General features: G+C 48.7%; 14 protein-coding genes. 9 read left to right on the forward strand and 5 right to left on the reverse strand.

Annotated features, from left to right (window positions below; genetic code table 11):
• Positions 1–6: 6 nt before the first annotated feature.
• From KGP26_RS15895 to KGP26_RS15915, 5 genes are all read left to right on the forward strand, one after another.
• Positions 7–477 (forward strand): toxin-activating lysine-acyltransferase, encoded by a 471-nt coding sequence (locus KGP26_RS15895; RefSeq protein WP_209523624.1) that lies wholly within the window; start codon positions 7–9, stop codon positions 475–477.
• Positions 474–4,289 (forward strand): AMP-binding protein, encoded by a 3,816-nt coding sequence (locus tag KGP26_RS15900; RefSeq protein WP_223664271.1) that lies wholly within the window; start codon positions 474–476, stop codon positions 4,287–4,289. The genes KGP26_RS15895 and KGP26_RS15900 overlap by 4 nt, the downstream gene beginning before the upstream one ends.
• A 4-nt stretch (positions 4,290–4,293) precedes the next feature.
• The gene (locus KGP26_RS15905) at positions 4,294–8,436 is read left to right on the forward strand and encodes a non-ribosomal peptide synthetase (RefSeq protein WP_223499902.1); all 4,143 of its coding nucleotides are present in this window, start codon (positions 4,294–4,296) and stop codon (positions 8,434–8,436) included.
• A 286-nt stretch (positions 8,437–8,722) separates the two neighbouring features.
• The gene (locus KGP26_RS15910) at positions 8,723–8,899 is read left to right on the forward strand and encodes a hypothetical protein (RefSeq protein WP_173409193.1); all 177 of its coding nucleotides are present in this window, start codon (positions 8,723–8,725) and stop codon (positions 8,897–8,899) included.
• 48 nt (positions 8,900–8,947) lie between these two features.
• Positions 8,948–10,522 carry a TcdA/TcdB catalytic glycosyltransferase domain-containing protein gene (locus tag KGP26_RS15915; RefSeq protein WP_223499903.1) on the forward strand — a complete coding sequence of 525 codons (1,575 nt, stop codon included), beginning with the start codon at positions 8,948–8,950 and terminating at the stop codon, positions 10,520–10,522.
• A 445-nt stretch (positions 10,523–10,967) separates the two neighbouring features.
• On the opposite strand, the gene KGP26_RS15920 is transcribed toward KGP26_RS15915, so the two are convergent.
• The 5 genes from KGP26_RS15920 to zwf form a co-directional block, all read right to left on the reverse strand.
• Positions 10,968–13,067 carry a peptidase domain-containing ABC transporter gene (locus KGP26_RS15920; protein ID WP_223499904.1) on the reverse strand — a complete coding sequence of 700 codons (2,100 nt, stop codon included), beginning with the start codon at positions 13,065–13,067 and terminating at the stop codon, positions 10,968–10,970.
• Positions 13,060–14,346 carry an HlyD family secretion protein gene (locus KGP26_RS15925; RefSeq protein ID WP_223499905.1) on the reverse strand — a complete coding sequence of 429 codons (1,287 nt, stop codon included), beginning with the start codon at positions 14,344–14,346 and terminating at the stop codon, positions 13,060–13,062. The genes KGP26_RS15920 and KGP26_RS15925 overlap by 8 nt, the downstream gene beginning before the upstream one ends.
• 87 nt (positions 14,347–14,433) lie before the next feature.
• Positions 14,434–14,649, reverse strand: a complete 216-nt coding sequence (locus KGP26_RS15930; RefSeq protein WP_223664272.1) for a hypothetical protein — start codon at positions 14,647–14,649, stop codon at positions 14,434–14,436.
• Between the two features lie 49 nt (positions 14,650–14,698).
• Positions 14,699–15,340 carry a bifunctional 4-hydroxy-2-oxoglutarate aldolase/2-dehydro-3-deoxy-phosphogluconate aldolase gene (locus KGP26_RS15935; RefSeq protein ID WP_021181159.1) on the reverse strand — a complete coding sequence of 214 codons (642 nt, stop codon included), beginning with the start codon at positions 15,338–15,340 and terminating at the stop codon, positions 14,699–14,701.
• A 343-nt stretch (positions 15,341–15,683) separates the two neighbouring features.
• Positions 15,684–17,159, reverse strand: coding sequence for a glucose-6-phosphate dehydrogenase (gene zwf, locus KGP26_RS15940; protein ID WP_021181158.1), 1,476 nt, complete (start codon positions 17,157–17,159; stop codon positions 15,684–15,686).
• A 392-nt stretch (positions 17,160–17,551) separates the two neighbouring features.
• Between zwf and KGP26_RS15945 the strand changes: the two genes are divergently transcribed.
• The 4 genes from KGP26_RS15945 (at position 17,552) to KGP26_RS15960 (ending at position 21,453) form a co-directional block, all read left to right on the forward strand.
• Entirely contained in the window at positions 17,552–18,418 is an 867-nt protein-coding gene (locus KGP26_RS15945) for a MurR/RpiR family transcriptional regulator (protein ID WP_037376120.1), read from the forward strand.
• 190 nt (positions 18,419–18,608) lie between these two features.
• A complete protein-coding gene (gene pyk, locus KGP26_RS15950) occupies positions 18,609–20,051 on the forward strand; it encodes a pyruvate kinase (RefSeq protein ID WP_021181157.1) in 1,443 nt (480 codons plus the stop codon).
• 75 nt (positions 20,052–20,126) lie between these two features.
• Entirely contained in the window at positions 20,127–21,008 is an 882-nt protein-coding gene (locus tag KGP26_RS15955) for a leucine-rich repeat domain-containing protein (RefSeq protein WP_021806653.1), read from the forward strand.
• Between the two features lie 292 nt (positions 21,009–21,300).
• Positions 21,301–21,453 carry a Hok/Gef family protein gene (locus KGP26_RS15960; protein WP_021181155.1) on the forward strand — a complete coding sequence of 51 codons (153 nt, stop codon included), beginning with the start codon at positions 21,301–21,303 and terminating at the stop codon, positions 21,451–21,453.
• Positions 21,454–21,560: the final 107 nt, after the last annotated feature.

The raw sequence follows: 21,560 nt of genomic DNA on the forward strand, positions 1-21,560 counted from the left end.
GATTTAGTGAGCTTTGTCAAAGAAAACTGCCACGGTAGAAGTGAATTCAACCAATATGAAAACTTGGGTTTTGCCCTTAGTTGCATGCTAATGAATAGCAATTACAGTTTGTATCATGTCAAAACACTGCAACTATGGACTCAACAAGCCATCAATCAGAACCAGTTCAAGATCCTGTTCGATCATCTGGACAACCCTTTAGGATATATTACCTGGGCCTATTTTAGAGAAGACACATTGGCACGTTTCATCAGCGAACCCTCATTCATCCCCCATAGCTCCGAATGGAACGAAGGAGGTGCGCTATGCATTTTGGACTTTTGTTGCCAACCTGGTAGTGCCCGACTGTGCATGGACTATCTTGCAGGCATAGCACCGATAATAGATAACGACACCGTTTTTTGGCGTGCAAAAAGATCCGGAAAGCTGATGGTTGTGAAAAAAATAACAACGACAAAGTCGGGGGATGAGACATGATCAAAAATAAATTACTGGATCCGCAGGTTGGGTTTTATTACGGCAACAAGATCAGCAACGACAAGTCTATTTATAACATCGCTGAATATGTTGAAATAAGTCACCCGCTAGATATCGCGCGAATGAAGGACGCCATTGATTGGGTGTTCAGCCAAACGCCAACGCTTTATACAATGTTTGCAGAAGATAATGGGGTTCCTTATCAATGCACCACAGTGTGTAAAGCTGCGGTGGAGTTAGTGGACCTATCGCATCATGACGATAGCATGGCCGTTGCTCTTGCGCTAATGGAGGAAGATGCCGGGCAGTCATTTTTGTTGAATACACCACCACTATTCAGACAAAAAATCCTGTCGCTGGGTGAAAACCATTTTCTATGGTATTTCTGCAGTCATCATCTGCTGCTTGATGGCTATAGCGCCTATCTGCTGATTCATCAAGTCGCTGAAACCTACAGAAATTTGCCCTTGCAGCCACAGAGGTTATCCGAAACTCCAACACTCAATGAACTGCTCAAAGCAGAGTCCGAATACAAATTTTCAGCGGGCTATCAGGCGGACAAACAATTTTGGCATAAGACCTGTTCCCAGCTACCAGTCCCAACGACACTAGCACGTACCAACATGCCGTCGGGGCGGGTTATCCGTCACACAGAGTCTTTTCTGTGCTCGGCTAGTCTCTTCTCACTGCAAACCAACCAGCCTTCCTGGATGGCGAAGATCCTGGCTGCTGTGATGGTCCATCTGTATTTTTGCACTGGCGAAAGCGCACCGGTGATCGGCATCCCCATGATGGCGCGCAAGGGGCATCTTGCACGCCAAGCATTAACCTGCCAAACCAACGTACTCCCGCTGGCCATAGACATTAAAGAAACCGCTACCGGGCTACAGTTGGCGCATGAAGTAGAGCGCAAACTTAAACAGATCAAAAAACATCAGGCATTTCGCTATGAAGAGATAAAAAGCATGCGGGGCAACGCCAGCCACTTGCCGTTGTTCAATATAGTGGTCAATATCATTCCCTTCGAGGCATCGGCTTCGTTTTCTCCCACGCAGCGCAGCGTAGTACGCAACATACGCTCGGGAGGCGCTCAGGATCTGGTATTCAATTTACGTCCCGATATCAATAGCCAGACACTTCGCTTGGAAATCGACGCCGACTCGGGTCTTTATGATCGAGCTAGCCTGGCACGACACAGCCTGGCGGTACAAAAGCTGTGCTCATTGCTGCACAGCGAACAAGAAAACGCCTCTGTTCGACAACTAAGGCAGCATTTCCCACTTTCTTTGTACGGTAAAGAACACGATAGCGATGTCGTTGATGTCATGCAACGCATTGAACGCACGGCTACTCATGCACCACAGAACCTCGCTATTTGTACGCCGGAACATCCTTCAAAGTCTCTTAGGGAACTGTCTTACGCGCTTTTGCAGCAGCAAGTGAGCATCTGGTCCAATTTGCTGGCCCCTGTCCGCGCAACAAATACGGCTCTGTTGATCGACCTGCCCAAAGGGCCAGAGGCAGTGATCTTTATGCTGGCCTCACTGCAATTGAATATGCCGTTCGTTAATCTGAACTCGAACGCCGATGACGCAGAATATCGTCGTTTGCTAGAGCAATTTGACGATGCCATTTTGATAACCGAGCGCACGTTGAATCGCCATTCACTGCTCCGCGCCTCGTGCCACTGGCAAAGTTTGGCGCTGGCTGTACCAAAGGATTTCACGCATTGCGCCTTTTTCCATCGTCGGATGCCTGCCAACAATACCGAGTTTCCCGCCGGGATCGGCTATATCATGTTTACATCCGGCACCACCGGGGTACCCAAAGGTGTTATCTGCGGCAGATGGGCGCTTAACGTTTTCACCGCCGCTGCAATCGAACGCTACAACATTGAAGCGCACGATCGCGTCTTGCAATTTGCTCCTCTGCATTTTGACGCCAGCATAGAAGAAATTTTTATGACGTTAGCAGTTGGCGCCAGTCTGTATATAGCTCCCGACGCCTCGGCGCACAGTTTTCCTGACTTGTTAGAATTCTGCGCAACGCATCGCCTTAGCCTGTTGGATCTCCCCACCGCCTATTTTAACGAGTTACTGTTTGCACTCGGAGGAGAACTGCAATTGCCGGCATCGGTCAAAACAGTGATCGTCGGAGGGGAAAGCCTTTCGGCACGCGCCAAGGAGCTCTGGTTCTTACAGCCTCCCTGCGGTAGGCGGTTAATCAATACCTATGGCCCGACCGAGGCAACAGTGGTGGCTACAGCCGCAGAGGTCAAAAACGATGATGCCGCCATTACAATCGGCTCCCCGCTCAGCGGCGTATTCGTAGCGATCGTCGGCGAGAATCTCGCAACGGTTCCACTGGGGTGCAGCGGCGAACTGTTAATCGCCGGGGCTACTGTCTGCTTGGGGTACCTAAATCAGCCAGCACTGAGCGCGGAAAAATTCGTGACGATTGAGATGGGCGATCGACAAATACTCGCCTATCGCACCGGTGATATCGCCTGCTTGGATCAGGACCGGCAGTTATTATTCCTTGGGCGCAAAGTTCACGAAACAAAAATCGCAGGCAAGCGAGTCAACATGCGCGAAATAGAAGCTTGCATCGGCAGACTCCCAGGCGTTGTCGAAGTCGCCGTGTTGGCAAAAAGTGGGGACACTGGCGCGGTGCTTTACGCGCATTATCACAGCCCGCAACCGCTGGATGAGCTTGGCCGACGCACGCTGTTCGGGATGCTGCCCAACTCGCACATTCCCAAAAGCTTCATACACCATCAAACGCCACTGGTAAAACTACCTAACGGCAAGATCGATTATCGCACGCTTGAACGGCACTCCGTGGAATCAACGCTGAAAGATGAGTTGCACTCAACGACGTTCAACGCATTAGTCCAGGAAATTTGGCTGAGGACGTTGGGCAGTGAAGATGGCGATTTTTTCACTCTCGGCGGTGAGTCCTTGCAAGCGATAAAAATCATTAATGCACTTAACGCTTACTGTCAGTTCGATTTGAACCTGCGGGATATCTTTGAACACCCGAGCCTCGCAGAATTTTGCCAACATATTACACAGCTGGCACTCTTACGTTATGGGCTAAGTCAACACCATCTGGATATTCGCTGCGCCATCAGCCGCTGTCTATCCGTCAATGCGAACTCGTCGACAAGCCCCGTGCTGTTTTTCCAACAGCCCGAAGGCCTAGACGAACGCCGTTTGCTGGAGACCCTCCCCTCCGAACATAACGCGCGCATTCTCACGTCGCAGGAAGATGCTCATTGCTACACAGGTCAACTGCTGGCCGCCGCAGTATTTAACGTGCCGGAAGCACCTTTGCAATATGCAAGCTGGCTCAACACCCTACCTCTATTGTTGCACGCACTGGCGGGGAAAGTGCAAAAAATGATCTTTCTGTGTAACGCTTCAAGCAGTACCAAGATCACGCAAGATCTATTGAACGGATATCGGCACGAAAAGCTGCTGTTGCTGCGCAAAGCCGATCACAGTCTTAGGTTCATCGATGATGGCTTAATCGAACTGATCGCCCTTTCAGCACAGTTGGGATACTTTCCCCATATTCGATTTGATACCACCAATGAGAGGCTGCGAGGTTGCGTACTTAAGAGTCTCGGCATCGACGATAGAGAGAGTACCGATCACCAAACCGCTTTCGCTGCGGTACAACAAAGGAACCCTGGGGTACAACTTTGCGACTTGTCTTACTGGCTCAATTTAATTGCCGCGAACAGCAAGCAGCAGCCATGTCATGGACGCAGTGACAAGCAAGACGTACCCCCCTTAGGGAAGGAGTGAGTTTATGAGCGTAGCAGGCCTGATACATCTGATGGAAATGGCAAAAAAAGGTGCCAACTTCGGCAAGCTATCGCCACAGCATCTGGAAATCAGCAATATCACCGATACCGAAATCAATGCCGCGCAACCAGACATAGCAGCATTTCTTTCTACATGCACAGCGGCTAAATCCGCGCAGGATGAAGGGAAAAAACCGAACTATCTCGTCAACCGTTATGCGGGACAATACCTCTGGCTATACGAAAACTTCACGAAAAATAGCCCCATGTATAATATCCCGATAGCCAAGGAGATCATCGGAACCTTTGAGCCCGCACGCTTGATTTCCGCGTTGAAAAAAATGCTTAAACGTCATGCTGCGCTATGCGGTCGCTATCAGCTTGACGGTGAAAACATCGCCGTCGATATCGTTTCCCCCGATACGACCATTTTTGAACGTTGCCTGGAAGATATCAACACGCTTGATGAAGAGGCGCAGCAAAACAGCGTGATGTCCGCTCTGGAAGCACAATGCAGCGTTCCGTTCAATCTTGGCGCAGAACTCCCACTGCGTTGCCGTATCCTGAGAAAAAACGCGCAGCACCACTATCTGTTTTTGACCTTCCACCATTGCATAGTGGATGGCTGGACTGCCAACTTACTGGTTGACGAACTCAGCCGTGACTACTGTTCTGATGAAGAACATCGTCCTCAGTATGACGACAGCCATGCTTTTTTCCGCTTCCTTGAAGATCCTTTTCTAACCGTCGCAAACGTCAATGATAGCCTTGAGTTTTGGCTTGATGAGCTGCGCTATGCTCCTGAAAAACACACATTGGACTATGACATTGCCATTACTGCAACGGATAAAGCGCAAAACATCGTCAGAGAAACGCTGGCTGGCGATTTGCAGCAAGCCTTGACGCAACAGGCTAAACGCGCCGGTACGTCACTATTTGCATTGCTGCACACAGCCTTCGCTCTGCTCATCGCCAGGGAGTCGGCTTCGGAACGAGTGGTCATCGGCAGCCCGGTCGCCAACAGAAACGAACCGGCATTAAACTCTGCCGTTGGAAGTTTCGTTAACACTGTAGCTCACCAATTTCATATCAACACAGACGACAAATTCAGTACTTTATTGCAAAAAAGCGCCGATAAATTTGCCCGCACGTTTAAGCATCAGGGACTGCCTTTCTCCTATTTGGTTGAACAATTGAAACCTGCACGCGGCAAATTTCATCCCATTTTCCAGATCATGTTCGTTTGCCAACATCGCAAAAGCAACGAACTGATTTTTGGTTCAGCACAGGTTGATACGCTGCCGAGAAATTATGCCCCACCTAAATTTGATCTGGTGCTGGAAGTCATCTCCACCATGGACGGCATTCAATTTGAATGGCAATACAACGCCAAGCTGTTCGCACCTCAGCGCATCAAAGCATTGTCGCAGGCTTACGCGCTACTGCTGGAGCAAATTTCACACGATCCCATGCAAGCCGTCGGCCGTTACTCCCTAACGCCAACTGACGATATCGCGCAATTGCGCAAGCTTTCTACGGGCGTGGAGATGCCGGAGTTTCTTCACCAAAACCTATCACAGCAGCTGTGGCGCGCTGGTAACGAACATGCAGCCCTGCCAGCATTGATCGAAGGTGAGCGCGTGTGGAGCTACGATGAACTGCTTCATCATGCTAGTACAGTCGCATATTGGCTGGAAACTCACACTGTTCAGGAAGCACTGATCGCTATCGATCTCCCTCGTGGTGCGCTGCAAGCCATCGTGGCGCTCGGTATCCTTCTGTCAGGCCGCGCTTATTTGCCTCTCGCAGAGGGACTGCCGGACGCACGCGTCGCTGACGTTATCCGATTGTCGGGCTGCAATTGGGTTATCAATAACGCATCACATCGGCACTCTCGCTATCCGTTGGATACCCATTGTCAGGATCTGGATACGATATTTTCCACATTCCGCTTGCATGATGAATTTCATTTCACTCCAGGGAAAGCGCATGATCTCGCTTATGTCATTTACACCTCGGGGACAACAGGAACGCCGAAAGGCGTGGCAATCGAGCATGGTGCCGTCACCAACACCCTGTTAACTATGAACTGGCTGTTCCATGTTTCTCCTCGGGACAACATATTAGCCATCGCGGATTTGGCTTTCGACCTGTCGGTTTATGACCTATTCGGCAGTTGGTTAGCAGGTGCCACGGTCATCAGTTTGTCGGCGCAAGACGCCAAAGAACCAGCCTCATGGCTGTTTGCAATACGGCAAAACCAGATTAGCATCTGGAACTCTGTCCCCGCCATATTGCAAATGCTGATGCAATATTGTGAGCAGGAAAACATCGCTTCCTTGCCTGAATTGCGACAAATCTGGTTGAGCGGAGATCGCATTTCGCCACGGTTGATCGCACAAGCGCACAGACTATGCCCTAACGCGTGCATCACCAGCTTGGGCGGTGCGACTGAAGGGGCGATCTGGTCGATTTATCATCCTCTTACGCGAGATACACAATTCAGAAAAGCAATACCTTATGGTGTAGCTCTGCCCAACCAGAACATGTGGGTATTGGATGAAAATCATAAGCCGTGCGGCTATGGCGCAACGGGTGATATCTATATCGGTGGCACTGGGGTAGCACGCGAATATTGGCGCGATCGGCAAACCACCTCCGCCAGTTTTATTACGTGCTCAGAGCTCGGTGGCCGTCTGTACCGCACAGGCGATCGCGGTCGTTGGAATCGCTGCGGCTATATCGAATTTCTTGGCCGCGAAGACCAACAGGTTAAATTACAAGGATTCCGTGTCGAACTGGGCGATATCGAGTTCGTTATTAAAAACAACGCACTGGTTTCGGAAGCATGCGTAGTATGCTGCAACGATCCAGACAGTGGCATACGTCACCTAGAAGCTTATATAGTATTGACGCCAGAGGGAAAATCGAGTGCGCAAGCGGAAGTGCAACTGCGAGAACATGTGGCCTCCGCGCTACCTGCCTATATGGCGCCAACGCGATACCACGTCATCGAACACTTCCCACTCTCGCACAATGGAAAATTGGATCGTTCATTATTATCCTCGAACGACGTTCTCTTACAGGCCCAACCAGGCCCAATCTCTCCAACAATCGCGGCTGAGTTGCAGCATCTACAGATGCTACTGGCAGAAACGCTGGGTTGCGAGCCCAATCAGATAGATCCCCACGCTAGTTTCTTCCGCAATGGCGGCAGTTCGCTGTCCGGCATTACCTTCTTGGGGAAAATTAAACGAGCCTTGAACGTCGAGTTGACGCTTGCCGAAATTCTTAGCTACCAACAGCTAACGTCTCTTGCCGAACGCATTCATCAGAATAGCCCGTTAGCGCTGTCGGTACTGTCCGAGACAGTAAACCGTCCTTCACTACCTACGCTGTATTTGGTACATGGTGCTGGCGGACAAATTCACCAATACAGCAGATTGATACGGAAGTTGTCTCCTTATGCCAACGTCAGAACGATCGCCAGTCCGGGATTGGCGGGGCCAGGAGACAGCGTCTCCGTGACCATGCAGCAGTTGGCTGCCGAACATTTAGCTAGCATTCCACAAAGCGAACGTGCATCGGCAGTGATCGCAGGTTGGTCGTTGGGCGGTCAATTAGCCATCCATATGGCAGCCTTAGCCACACAGCAAGGCGAGTCATTTGCGCATGCTGTCGTCATCGACAGCAGTTTACCGTCGTCATCCCCGTCGAAGAAACGTCACTTTAGCGTCGCACAGTGTTATCTAAACCTTTTCGACTCTCTCGGTATAGCTCGTCGTTTATACCAGCCTGGAAAAACGCCACCTCAGAGCAATACTATCGACGAAGTCAGGGGGCACTTCGTTTTGAATCAGTCTGTCCTTGCTGAAAAAATTACGCTTGAGCATGCTGAAGCCTTTTGTTTGGCGATAAAAAAAGCGTTCGAACTGACTGATAGCGCAGGTGAACTACCGAAACTCAACATTCCGTTGACGTTATGGCTTAACCAAGAACGATTACGTAAACAACCCGACCTTTCACAGAGGTGGAGAGCACAATCATCTCATAATGTTAGTATCACCTGTTGCGCAGAAACGCATTACAGCATTCTTGACAGCACATTGCTTCATAATACGTTGAAATCTCTATTGCTCAATTTGTAATGTCTGATAGGAGAAATGCGATAGAGAACATACCAAATATTTTGCAGCTATTTTTATTTGACACATTTGGTTTTTAATATTATCAAATACTATCTTATAACAGGAGGTGTACCAAAAAATCAATCCTATCCGTGTCTGATTTCGCTTGGTTTTTACTTAATTAGAGAAAATCGAACATTCGATAAATCTAATCCTTATGTAAAAAACCAATTCAGTCAGAGCATTGCAACATGCGGGTTATGCACACCAACCCACGAAATAACACACTAAATAGAGAGAGATTAACATGAAAGAATTAGATAAGGAATTTCTTGAAAACGTTTCTGGTGGTTACAGCGGTATTCTTGCTGGAGCATCTGGTTTAGGCAATAACAGCCCGAGCACAAATGCTGGAACCATTATAGGCTCAAGAGTACCTAGTAATAATGGCTCTTCAAATAACAGCCATTTTAACCAGAACTGAACATTTAACCATTGAGAATGCCCTCCTTAAAGGAGGGCATTATGACAAATGAAAAAGCTAAGCGATAAAATAGCCACACTGCGAGAAAAATTTTTTTATAGCTATAAAATTAAACCTAATGAAATAAAAGGGAAACACAGTAATGAACTATTAATCCTATTAGACATACTTGAAACTGTTTACGTTGAAATTATATCTAAGTCATCGTACAACAGTAAAGAAGCCAACATAAACTCCATCGCCGAAACATTTAGCCATGCAGCTATCGCTTATGAGTCAGAGATCACCAGCAATATTTTGAAAAGTCTTATTTTTATCGATGAGTTACTTATTTCTATAGAAAATAATTTTCATGACATTCCTATGTACATCCTGAAAAAAAAGCTATTAGTCTTATACCAACTCGCTTTTAACTCAAATACACACAAAGAATTAAACAACAAATTAATTCACTTTATTTGGATTGGTGAAATATCAAAAATTCAACTCAAGCATGTTGAGTTATGGGCAAAGCGTAATAATGACTATCGTGTTATGTTATGGATGGATCCCAAAACACTCTTAGCAGGTGAGCTATTGAAAGCAAAAAAAGCAACATTGCGTCCCGATGAAACTTCAAAGGACGAAGCATTGCGAGCACAACGCCAATGTTGGTACTTTTCACAGGAGAGAAATATATTTAATGACGAAATAATAGCAGAATATCTTACTGATGTATCAGGTAAAAAATTCTCGAGTCGTTATATAAATAAAGCACGTAAGGAATTTATTAACATCAAGTCAAGCTATCGCAACATAAAAATAATGGATATTAACACCCTAATTAGTAAATATGAAAACAGAGGGAGACTTAAAATTTACAATTTTGAAATATTCTATAGAACTAATCTCGCCGCAGCATCGGATGTGATAAGACTACTGGTTCTATCAGAGTTCGGTGGAATTTACATTGATATCGATACGCTACCTAAAATAAACATTGATTTCCCACATACTGACAGATATTTAACTGATAATAACCTGCATGATCAACACAATGAAAAAATAGAGGCAATGAAAAACACAATGACATTTGAAAAATTTTGGGAGATAGAACATAAAGAAAGAAAAATGTTTGAGAGCAATGACTGCTTCGATAGCTCAGCATTGTTCAATGCCATGAAAAAGGATTTACGCAACACTGGAAATAACAGTATATTCTGCAGTTTGAAAGAAATAAGAATCCCTTTCGACATACCTCTACTCAGCAGACATAAAAAAAAGAACAATGTGTTTTTTAGTAACGTTATAGTCGCCAACAGTAATTCAGCAGCAATAGACCTCTCGCTAAAGATTATAAATGAAAATTATAGAAAAATATTTTTGTTGGTAGAAAGCAACATCCAGAATGACTTTATTTTCAATTATGCTCTTGATGGATACAAAAACAATTCGAGGCTAACGTTGAATATCTCAGGCCCTGGGGTTCTACTAAGAGCAATTTTCTTAACAATAATTGACACCTTAGAATTACCACAAGATATACCGGAGTCTGCATTATTAGGTTTTTTAAATACTCACTTATCCTTCACCGAACAGACGATGGAAACAGAGTCAGGCCTAGCTTCATCGTGGATGAAATAGAAAGCAGAGTCGAAAAATGACGACCCTGCTTGTTTAGGTTATTTACTATTTAATTTATCTAATCTTTTTTCACAATAATCATATGCGAAAAAAGCGACAACGAACTGTAAGACCATTAGAACTAAAAACATAAAACCTCCATTTCCTATTAATGGAATAGAAAAGATAACATTTTAAAGATGATAGTTCAATAAATAAACCACCGAAAACATGTTATTTAGATCACTTACATACGTTTAAATGCATTATAAATAATAGCCAAGTTCAGCCGTTATTGGCCAAGAAGCTCAATGCCTCACCCGCACCACTGTTTAGCATAAATGATACCGCTTGTATTATCAGGATTATGTGAAATTATTAATACATAGGGTTTCATAGCTTTACGCCACCTTAAATTAATATTTACACATAGAGATAAAAGTATTTGATCACACCATCTCTATTTTCACACTAACGTAATGACTCTATCCGCTGAGGCAATCGTCGAAGGGCGATGCGCGATGATAACGCGGGTAATATTCATTTTCGCAATAGCATCATTGATATGCAGCTCGTTTTTCAGATCCAAATGGCTAGTTGCCTCGTCCATAAACAATATACTTGGCCTGCGATAAAGTGCACGCGCGATCAACAATCGCTGCTTCTGTCCACCAGATAAACTGCCCCCCAACTCCCCAATTAACGTTTCGTATCCCATTGGCATATTTTGAATATCGTCATGCATATTGCATCGGCGGGCACAAGCCTCAATTCGCTGAAAATCCCACTCAGCATCAAATCCCGAAATATTTTCAGCAATCGAACCTGCCAGCAACTTGTCATCCTGCAACACGCAGGCAATACACTGGCGATAATTATTCACACCGATATTACTGATATCCAGACCGTCAACCAGAATCGCGCCTTCATCCGGCGTCAGCAATCCGCACATCAATTTCATCAACGTGGTCTTACCCACACCGGATGGACCGACGATCGCCACACTTTCACCCGCTGCTATGCTGAGGTTTAAGTCGGCAATAATAGGCTTGGTTTGACGATCGTATTGATAACGCAGATTTCGAATCTGAAGTTCCACCGCCTGGCCTTTGGCAAATAGCTGGCGAATTGGCATTTGCTGTTCCGGCGGCGATAATACGATATCCGCTATCCTTTCATTATGCAAACTTAGCATACGCAACTGGAGCATCATGTCGATCAGGCTGCTGGCACGGTCAGAAAATTGGCCTCGATAAGCGTTGAAAGCAACAAACATCCCGAGCGTCATTTGATTGTCGATCACTAACGCAGCCCCTAACCACAGAATGATCACCTGATCGCAGGTCGCAATAAACGCGCCAAGCCCGCCAAACATCATATTCAGCTTGGTTAACTTGATGCCAGCGTTAATCGTTTCCACATTCAGGTTTAACCAAAACTGTGCCCGAGTCTCGGATAATCCCAATGCTTTTAAGGTACCAATGCTATACAACGTCTCCATAAAGTGAGAACTTGCCCGCGCGCCCTTTACCAGTTGCTCTTCCGACAGTTGCCGATGATATTGGTATGTCGATAGCCGTAAGATGATGTATACCGCCGTGAAGCCGAGCACTACCCACACTAGCCAACCGCCATAAAGCAACATCATAATAAACACGCCTACTGACATGATGCCATCGATAATGCTGCTGACGATGCTGGTGGTAAAGGTGGTTCTGATTGTATCCAGCGAACCGAAGCGGGATTGAATATCACCCAGCTTGCGCTTTTCGAAAAAAGAAAGAGGCAGTTTCAGCAGATGATCGAAAACCCCCGCTTTCCACTGTACGTCTATCAGCGCCCCCATAACAATGGAAATCCACGTTCTCAGCATGGATACGCCAGTACGGAATAAAATGAAGCACAACAATCCTATGCATATCAAAGCCAAAAGGTCATGGTCACCAGCCAGGATGACATGATCCATAACCAACTGCGTGCCAACTGGCAGCAACAGGTTGATGGCTTCAATCACTATCGAAAGACAGAAGATCTTAAACAATGCCCCCTTGAGGCCGCGCACGTTGGCCATGAGCTTGCGAAAACGTAACCTGCTCTGCTGCTTGATTGGTTGAAATTCGCTGTCAGGCCACAGTTCGAGTGCTACCCCGGTGAAGTGCCGCGAGAGCTCATGCAATTCCATCACCTTACGCCCGAAAGCCGGATCGTGGATCACCGCTCGTCCGCGGCTGATACTGACCAGCACAACGAAGTGCTTCATATCCCAATGGAGGATACAGGGCATTTTCAACACCTTAAGTTCGTCGATGTTCAGTGACAGTGCGCGCGATTGTAACCTCAGTGCATTTGCTATATCGATCAATGAGGCCATCGTTGCCCCACGTGAAGAAAAGCCGTAGCGGTTGCGCAGATTGAACAGGTCGATTTGCAACCCGTGGTAATGACACACCATCGCCAAGCTAGCCAAACCGCATTCAGATGCCTCCGCTTGCAGGATCTGCGGCACCTTTCTACCAAGTGCCAAGTTCAATCTTCCAGTCAGCGTCGCGAAATAAGAATCAGTCATTTATCGGTCCCATCAGACTTTTTTTCATATCGTAAAAAGGCGAAAACATCCATTGATATAAGGGCCTTTTCTCCAGGAAAAGCGTCGACTGGGCATACATACCGTTAGTCAACTGCAGCACTTTGCCCTGATAACTGATGTGCATTTTTTCCAGCGCGATGATGGCTTTGTAATAAGATGCGGTCTGCGCGGCCGTTTGATGCACGGGGGAACTGCTGTAAGTGGACATTTCTTGAACGGAGGCAGGAACATAAGCAATGCTTTCGATCTTGCCGGGAAATTGTCCAAATTTTTCGTAGGGAAAGGCGTCATAGCGAATGTTGATGGCATCATTCGCAGAGACATAGGGTACGCTACTGTTCGGCAACCACAGCACTAACTGATAAATCGCATCGCTACGAGGGATAATCTGCACCAAACTATCGCCACTATTGACCATTTGTCCTGGCGTAACGCTTAGAGACTCGATACGACCATCGGTTGGTGCGTTAACTATCAACGCTCCGCTGGCATCTGCTTCAGCCAATTGACGCTGTAAATCATTACGCTGAAACTGGTACTGAGAAATCTGGTTATCAAAATCCGCTGCGCGCGTAACAATATCACTCTCCAGATTAGTGATTTGCAGTGATTCCTGGATATGCTGACTATACAAATTTTGGAACAGACTTTGTTGCTGATAAAATGAATAAGTCTGCCCGTTAAGCTGATCTTTGGTTATCAGGCCGCGTCGTTGATATTCCTTATATGAGCGCATGTTATCTTGAGCAAAGCCGACCCCTTCACGTGCGTTATTCAGCAACTGTTTGGATTGCGAATGGGCCGCTTGATACTGCTGCTTTTGCTGGTGTAGATTCTCCAACGTCATACGTTTATTGTCTTGTAGCTTCAAAATAATGCTATCGACATGCTGTACCTGGTTTTCCAGCGCCAAACGCGTATTGGCGCTGACTTTACCGGTATCCGTCACACGGCTGACATCTAGTTGATATAGGCGCTGACCCTTTTTGACCACATCGCCAATGCCGACAAATCGCTCTGCGATGAATCCCTGTTGTGGCGCAAACACGTTTACCGAGCGAGGAAAGGTAGTTATTTCTCCATACACATTGATGCGGCGGGTGTAGCTACCCAATATAAGGAAGGCAAGAAAAACAAGAAGAAAGAATAGTGATAAAACGCCGAAGCACCAAGCAGGCATACCCGTTATCAATAACGCTTTGCCAGCCCATTTGGCCCGTTGATGTTCTGTGACTTCCTGTCTGAATAAATCCCGCATAAAATCTATTTACCGGAAAAATATTTCAAGCCAATCCTGACCCGAAAAGATATACGTTAAGATACTGCCAGAAATGTACCCAGCGGGTTAGATATGCTGACTCATTTTGCAAACAGCATCGTAAGGATAACCATTATCATTATCATTATCATTATCATTATCATTATCATTATCATATATAGCGATCTGCCATAATTCAATCTTTTTCACGCCCCATAGCTTTAGGCCCGCTTCATCAGGGAATCCATTCAGTAAGTTGATAGCAACCACCGCAATATGTGAAGTTGTGGTATTTACAGGCAAAAAAAATGCCAATCACAGAGGATTGGCATCAGCAGGAGCGAACGCGGGTTTAGGCGGTAGCACCCTTGACGGCTTCACGCGCCAATTCGGTGATACGTGCATAGTCGCCGCTTTCCAGCGCATCCGCAGGCACTAACCAGGAACCACCGATGCACAGCACGCTTTTCAGTGCCAGATAGTCACGGTAATTGTTCGGCGTGATGCCTCCGGTTGGGCAGAAGCGCACCTGTGAGAACGGCCCGGCAATGGCTTGCAGCGCCTTGACGCCGCCATTGGCTTCCGCTGGGAAGAATTTAAACTCGCGCAGGCCATAATCCATCCCCAACATCAGCTCGGAAACGGTGCTGATACCCGGGATCAACGGAATGCTGCCTGCGGTAGCAGCTTTCAGCAGATCGGCGGTCAGGCCAGGGCTGATGGCAAACTGAGCGCCAGCCTCGGTCACTTCTTGCAGCTGTTGCGGATTGATCACCGTGCCCGCACCAATGATGGCATCAGGAACTTCTTTGGCGATCGCACGAATCGCGTCCATCGCACAGGCGGTACGCAGCGTCACTTCCAGCACGCGCACGCCACCTGCAACCAGTGCTTTAGCCAACGGCACAGCGTGTTCCAGTTTGTTAATCACAATCACCGGAACTACGGGGCCTGCCGTCAGGATCTGTTCTGCACTGGTTTTCCAGTTTTTCATCGTCATTCTCTCCATTACTTTCGGTTGGTGTATGGCACGCCCCTGCCACAGGGCTCCGCATCGCTGCAGATTCCGATCGCACCGCTAAAAGCCAGCAGACAGGCTGACGCCGGTCACCTAGGCTAATTCTGTTGACGTGTTACCAGCCCCTCACCCCAGCCCTCTCCCCAAGGAGAGGGAGCTGAACGGTGCTCTCAATAAGCCCCCTACCGCTCCAATAATAAATCGGTCTCAATCTACCTCTGGCCTCAGAAAGAATACCTAGGCAGCGGCGAGCTCGATCGGTTCCCTCTCCTTTTGGGAGAGGGTTAGGGTGAGGGAGAGGGAACAGGTTAATTGCTGCTTATTCGAATTCGTTCCACGAACGGCCATCGCGCGTGATCATCGCGACGGAAGCCACCGGCCCCCAAGTCCCAGACTGGTAGGGCTTAGGCGCTTCGTTGTCCGCTTTCCAGGCATCCATGATTGAGTCAACCCACTTCCAAGCCTCTTCTACTTCGTCACGGCGCACGAACAGCGCCTGGATGCCACGCATGGTTTCCAGCAGCAGACGCTCATAGGCATCGGCCACGTGTTCCTGGTTAAAGGTTTCCGAGAAGCTCAGATCCAACTTGGTGGTTTGCAAACGATGTTTGTGATCCAGCCCCGGCACCTTGTTCAGTACCTGGATTTCGATCCCTTCGTCCGGCTGCAGGCGAATGGTCAGCTTGTTCTGTGGCAGTTGTTGATAGGAGTCACGGAACAGGTTCAGCGGTGGGTTTTTAAAGTACACCACCACTTCTGAACATTTGGTCGGCAAACGCTTACCGGTACGCAGATAGAACGGCACCCCGGCCCATTGCCAGTTGTCGATATCGACGCGGATGGACACAAAAGTCTCGGTGTTGCTGCTCTTGTTTGCCCCTTCCTCTTCCAGGTAGCCCGGCACTTTTTTACCCTGCACAAAGCCTGCGGTGTACTGGCCGCGCACGGTGGTTTCCCGGACATTGGTCTGATCGATACGGCGTAGCGAGCGCAGCACTTTCACTTTCTCATCACGGATACGGTCAGTGGTCAGGTCCGCCGGTGGCGACATGGCGATCATGGTCAGGATCTGCAACAGGTGATTCTGGATCATGTCGCGCATCTGCCCGGCCTGATCGAAGTAACCCCAGCGCCCTTCAATACCCACCTCTTCCGCCACGGTGATCTGCACGTGATCGATAGTGCGGTTATCCCAGTTGGAAGCAAACAGGGAGTTGGCAAAGCGCAACGCCAGCAGGTTCAGTACAGTCTCTTTGCCCAGATAGTGGTCGATACGGTAAACCTGGGATTCGTTAAAGTACTCAGCAACCTGATCGTTGATCACCCGTGAGGATGCCAGGTCAGTACCAAGTGGCTTTTCCATCACCACGCGCGCCGGCTCTTTATTCAGCTTGGCCTCGCCCAGGCCCTTGCAGATGGCGCCAAAGGTGCTTGGCGGCATGGCGAAATAGTTGATGGTGGTACGATGTTTCTGGTCCAGCATCTTGCCCAATTCAGCGAAGTGCTTGCTGTCGTTGACGTCCAGATTACAGAAGTCCAGGCGTGCGCTCAGCGTGGCCCAAAGCTCATCGTCCAGTTTTTCTTTCATAAAGGTGCCCAGGGCTTCCTTGACCACCTTGGTATAAGCTTCTTTATCCCACTCGGCACGGCCTACCCCGATGATACGGGTATCCGGGTGGATGTGACCGGCTTTCTCTAACTGGTACAGGGAAGGCAGCAGTTTACGACGCGCCAGATCGCCTTTCGCGCCGAAAATAACCAGGTCACAGGCCTGGGCTGTAGAGGTTACCGCCATGTTCATCTCCTCGATGCAGGATATTTGTAATTTTCTTACATTACTAATGTACTCTCTTTCGCTACGGCCAGTAAACCCGGATCAAAAGCAGAAAAAAAGCCCCAGAAACTACGGCGTTATCCCTGGTGCAGCGCGAACGCTGTTGGCAACAGGGAAAACTGTAATTTTCTGTCTTTTTTGACACTCTTTTACCATTATGAAAGTTAGACACAGGTCATGTTCTGGTGAAAAAAGCCAGCTTATCCCTTGTCGACACTGCCAACGCTTACCAGCACGTAGTATATTTTCATTAAACCGGATTGATTTCTCCTTTGATTGAAATCGACATACCCGATGGATCACCCGTGAAAGCCGGTGTCCGGCAGGTATAAACCATGAGTGACTCCCGTTATATGAATACGCTGGAAAAAATCCAGAGCCATCTGGAGCTCCTGAGCAAATCGGAAAGGAAAGTCGCCGAGGTGATCCTGGCCTCCCCACAAACCGCTATTCACTCCAGCATCGCCCGGCTGGCCAAACTGGCCGATGTCAGTGAGCCGACCGTTAATCGCTTTTGCCGCCGCCTGGAAACCAAAGGGTTCCCCGACTTCAAACTGCATCTGGCACAAAGCCTGGCTAACGGTACGCCCTATGTAAACCGCAATGTCGAAGAAAACGACACCGTTGCCGCTTACACCAGTAAGATCTTTGAGTCGGTGATGGCCAGCCTGGATACAGTAAAGGCAAATCTCGACATTACCGCAATCAATCGTGCGGTTGATCTGCTTACCCAGGCAAAAAAAATCTCGTTCTTCGGGCTCGGGGCCTCTGCCGCCGTGGCGCATGATGCCATGAACAAATTTTTCCGCTTCAATATTCCGGTGGTCTATTTTGACGATATCGTCATGCAGCGCATGAGCTGCATGAACTCCGTCGAGGGGGATGTCGTGGTACTGATCTCCCATACCGGGCGCACCAAGAATCTGGTCGAGATGGCGCATCTGGCACGAGAGAATGACGCCACGGTCATCGCCATCACCTCGAAAGATACTCCACTGGCCCAGGCTGCGACCCTCCCCCTACTGCTGGACGTGCCGGAAGACACCGATGTTTATATGCCAATGGTGTCCCGAATTGCACAGTTAACCCTGATTGACGTGCTGGCCACCGGATTTACCTTGCGTCGAGGGGCTAAATTCAGAGATAACTTGAAGCGGGTCAAGGAAGCGTTGAAAGAATCGCGCTTTGATAAAGGGATCGTCCCCAACAGTTTCGACTGAAAACGGTTTTAAAAACCGCCGGTCAGATCACAAGTTGACCCGCGGGATTATAGTTGTACCCTGATAGCTCGTTCATACAGATAACCCTGATGAAAATTGGGTAGGCGAAAAGCGTCGGCTCCCTCATCCGGTTTCGTTATCTGACGTTCAGCAACACCAATACTTGCGTCACAAGTCAACGGAGTAATACATGACCAGACGGCTCAGAAGAACCAAAATCGTTACCACACTGGGTCCGGCTACCGACCGCGACAATAATCTGGAAAAGATTATTGCTGCTGGTGCGAACGTAGTTCGGCTTAACTTTTCCCACGGCAATGCAGAAGACCATCAGGCACGGGCAGATAAAGTGCGTGAGATTGCGGCCAAGCTGGGGCGTCATGTCGCTATCCTGGGCGATCTTCAAGGGCCAAAAATCCGCGTTTCCACCTTTAAGGAAGGCAAGATTTTCCTTAACATCGGCGATAAATTCCTGCTGGATGCCAACCTGACCAAGGGGGAAGGCGATAAAGAAAAAGTCGGTATCGACTATAAAGGCCTGCCTGCGGACGTGGTGCCTGGCGATGTCCTGTTGCTGGACGATGGCCGTGTACAGCTGAAAGTGCTGGAAGTTCAGGGCATGAAAGTGTTCACCGAAGTCACCGTAGGTGGCCCGCTGTCGAACAATAAAGGCATCAACAAACTGGGCGGTGGTCTCTCTGCCGAAGCCCTGACCGAGAAAGACAAAGCCGATATCCTGATCGCCGCCAAAATTGGCGTCGACTACCTGGCTGTCTCCTTCCCGCGCACCGGCGAAGACCTGAACTATGCTCGCCGCTTGGCACGTGACGCTGGCTGCAACGCCAAAATCGTGTCGAAAGTTGAACGTGCTGAAGCCGTATGCAGCGACGAAGCGATGGATGACATCATCCTGGCCTCCGACGTGGTCATGGTTGCCCGTGGCGATCTGGGCGTCGAAATCGGCGATCCGGAGCTGGTGGGCATCCAGAAGAAACTGATCCGTCGCGCCCGTACGCTGAACCGTGCGGTGATCACCGCCACGCAGATGATGGAATCGATGATCACCAACCCGATGCCGACCCGCGCCGAAGTGATGGACGTGGCGAACGCCGTGCTGGATGGTACCGATGCGGTCATGCTGTCTGCCGAAACCGCTGCGGGCCAGTATCCAGCCGAAACGGTAGCCGCCATGGCGCGTGTTTGCCTGGGTGCAGAAAAAATCCCAAGCATCAACGTGTCCAAGCACCGTCTGGACGTGCAGTTCGACAATATCGAAGAAGCCATCGCCATGTCGACCATGTATGCCGCTAACCACCTTAAAGGGGTTACCGCCATCATCGCCATGACCGAATCTGGCCGCACCGCGCTGATGATGTCACGTATCAGCTCCGGCTTGCCGATCTTCGCCATGTCTCGCCATGAGCACACGCTGAACCTGACGGCGCTGTATCGCGGTGTCACCCCGGTCTACTTTGGCAGCCACAGCGATGGCGTTGCCGCCGCTAATGACGCTATCGCCCGTCTGCGTGATAAAGGTTACCTGGTGTCTGGCGATCTGGTGCTGGTTACCCAAGGTGACGTCATGAGCACCGTGGGCACCACCAATACCAGCCGTATCCTGCGCGTAGACTGATTACCGCGCATTTAATGTTAAGGCCGGTCGGTTTACGCTGACTGGCTTTTTTATTGCTATTTGGGGAACCTCTTCATGCTACATCAACATCATCAGCAATATACTCGTGGCTCGCTGGATCTTGATGGGCGGCAATTGGCCAATCTGGAGAGTGAAGATCTCAGCGGCACCTCCCTGCAAAAAATCAGCCTGTACAATAATTGCCTGACCCGCTTCCCCGAGCAGATTTTTCACCATCGTGACCTGAAAGTGCTCAACATTTCCTGCAACCAGATTGCCGAACTGCCGACGGAAATCGGTTTGCTCCGCCAGTTGCAAATGTTCGATTTTGGTCACAACCAGGCAGCATCCATTCCCGCCGAAATCGGGGAATTGCGTGAATTAAAGTATCTGTATTTAAGTGATAACGGCTTCAGCCAGCTACCCGATTCACTTCGCCAGTTGCAGGCGTTGTGTTATCTGAATCTGACGGATAATCAGCTAGTGGAACTCCCCACGGCGCTGTGCGCCCTAGCGGCGCTACAAGAGTTGCGTCTCTACAATAACGCCATCACCGCATTACCCTCCGAGATCGGTTTGCTGGGCCAGTTGCGTGAATTACACCTGATGAAAAACCGTCTCACTACCCTGCCCAGCGAGATCGCTCAACTGTCAGAGTTACAGGTGATGGATTTGGAAAACAACGCCATTGCGTACTTACCCGATCAATTCTGCCAATTGCCCAAGTTAGCTACGCTCAATCTGCGTTTCAACCAATTATCCCAGCTGCCTGAAGACTTGGGTGCATTGAGTTCACTGGTTTCATTAGACTTGCGTGCCAACCGATTAAGTCAATTACCGACCAGCATGGCGCAAATGAAAAACCTACGGCGACTGGACCTGCGTTGGAATGACTTCGACCATTATCCAGCGGTGCTTGAACCGCTAATCCAGCAGGGCTGTATGGTTCATTGCTAATTGCCTGACTAAAATCTGCAACGGTGAACAGTGGGTTTTTCAGGCCGTTGCAGAGCATTGCGTAACGCTGCGCAGAGTTGGTATTTGGGAATAAAACAGACACGAGCCAGACGGGTGTGATGAATATACTACGCGTGGGTGCTCTGGATCTTTGTATCTGGAGCCAAAAGCCAAGGTGATGGATACAAAGAGAAAAGCCCCGAGTCGATAACATCAACCCGAGGCCAACTCTAACGCCAGACAACGTTAGGTTAGCTTCTTACCTGCCGAGAGGCAAGGAGAAGGAAACACAATGTTGAATAAAGGAAACATCGTCAAACTGGTCGTTATCTGTACCACCGTTATTTTGCTGGTATGGCTAACGCGCAGCAAACTTTGTGAGCTGCGTATTCGATCGGGCAACACGGAGGTTGCGGCCATTTTGGCCTACGAATCCGAACGGTAAGGCAACCCAACGGCGGGGGCCTGCTCCCGCCCGTTGGTTGTTGGCGTGTAGATCTAGGAGCACCCTTCTCCTACAAACCAAAAGGACAGGTTATAGCCCGTCGTTAC

It is taken from the genome of Serratia sp. JSRIV002, from assembly GCF_019968725.1.
Lineage (GTDB): Bacteria > Pseudomonadota > Gammaproteobacteria > Enterobacterales > Enterobacteriaceae > Chania > Chania fonticola_B.

Coding starts and splice junctions, on each gene's coding strand:
- KGP26_RS15920 (WP_223499904.1), bottom strand. CDS start 13,067: ATGACTGATTCTTATTTCGCGACGCTGACTGGAAGATTGAACTTGGCA.
- KGP26_RS15900 (WP_223664271.1), top strand. CDS start 474: ATGATCAAAAATAAATTACTGGATCCGCAGGTTGGGTTTTATTACGGC.
- KGP26_RS15945 (WP_037376120.1), top strand. CDS start 17,552: ATGAATACGCTGGAAAAAATCCAGAGCCATCTGGAGCTCCTGAGCAAA.
- zwf (WP_021181158.1), bottom strand. CDS start 17,159: ATGGCGGTAACCTCTACAGCCCAGGCCTGTGACCTGGTTATTTTCGGC.
- KGP26_RS15955 (WP_021806653.1), top strand. CDS start 20,127: ATGCTACATCAACATCATCAGCAATATACTCGTGGCTCGCTGGATCTT.
- KGP26_RS15905 (WP_223499902.1), top strand. CDS start 4,294: ATGAGCGTAGCAGGCCTGATACATCTGATGGAAATGGCAAAAAAAGGT.
- KGP26_RS15935 (WP_021181159.1), bottom strand. CDS start 15,340: ATGAAAAACTGGAAAACCAGTGCAGAACAGATCCTGACGGCAGGCCCC.
- KGP26_RS15915 (WP_223499903.1), top strand. CDS start 8,948: ATGAAAAAGCTAAGCGATAAAATAGCCACACTGCGAGAAAAATTTTTT.
- pyk (WP_021181157.1), top strand. CDS start 18,609: ATGACCAGACGGCTCAGAAGAACCAAAATCGTTACCACACTGGGTCCG.
- KGP26_RS15960 (WP_021181155.1), top strand. CDS start 21,301: ATGTTGAATAAAGGAAACATCGTCAAACTGGTCGTTATCTGTACCACC.
- KGP26_RS15910 (WP_173409193.1), top strand. CDS start 8,723: ATGAAAGAATTAGATAAGGAATTTCTTGAAAACGTTTCTGGTGGTTAC.
- KGP26_RS15925 (WP_223499905.1), bottom strand. CDS start 14,346: ATGCGGGATTTATTCAGACAGGAAGTCACAGAACATCAACGGGCCAAA.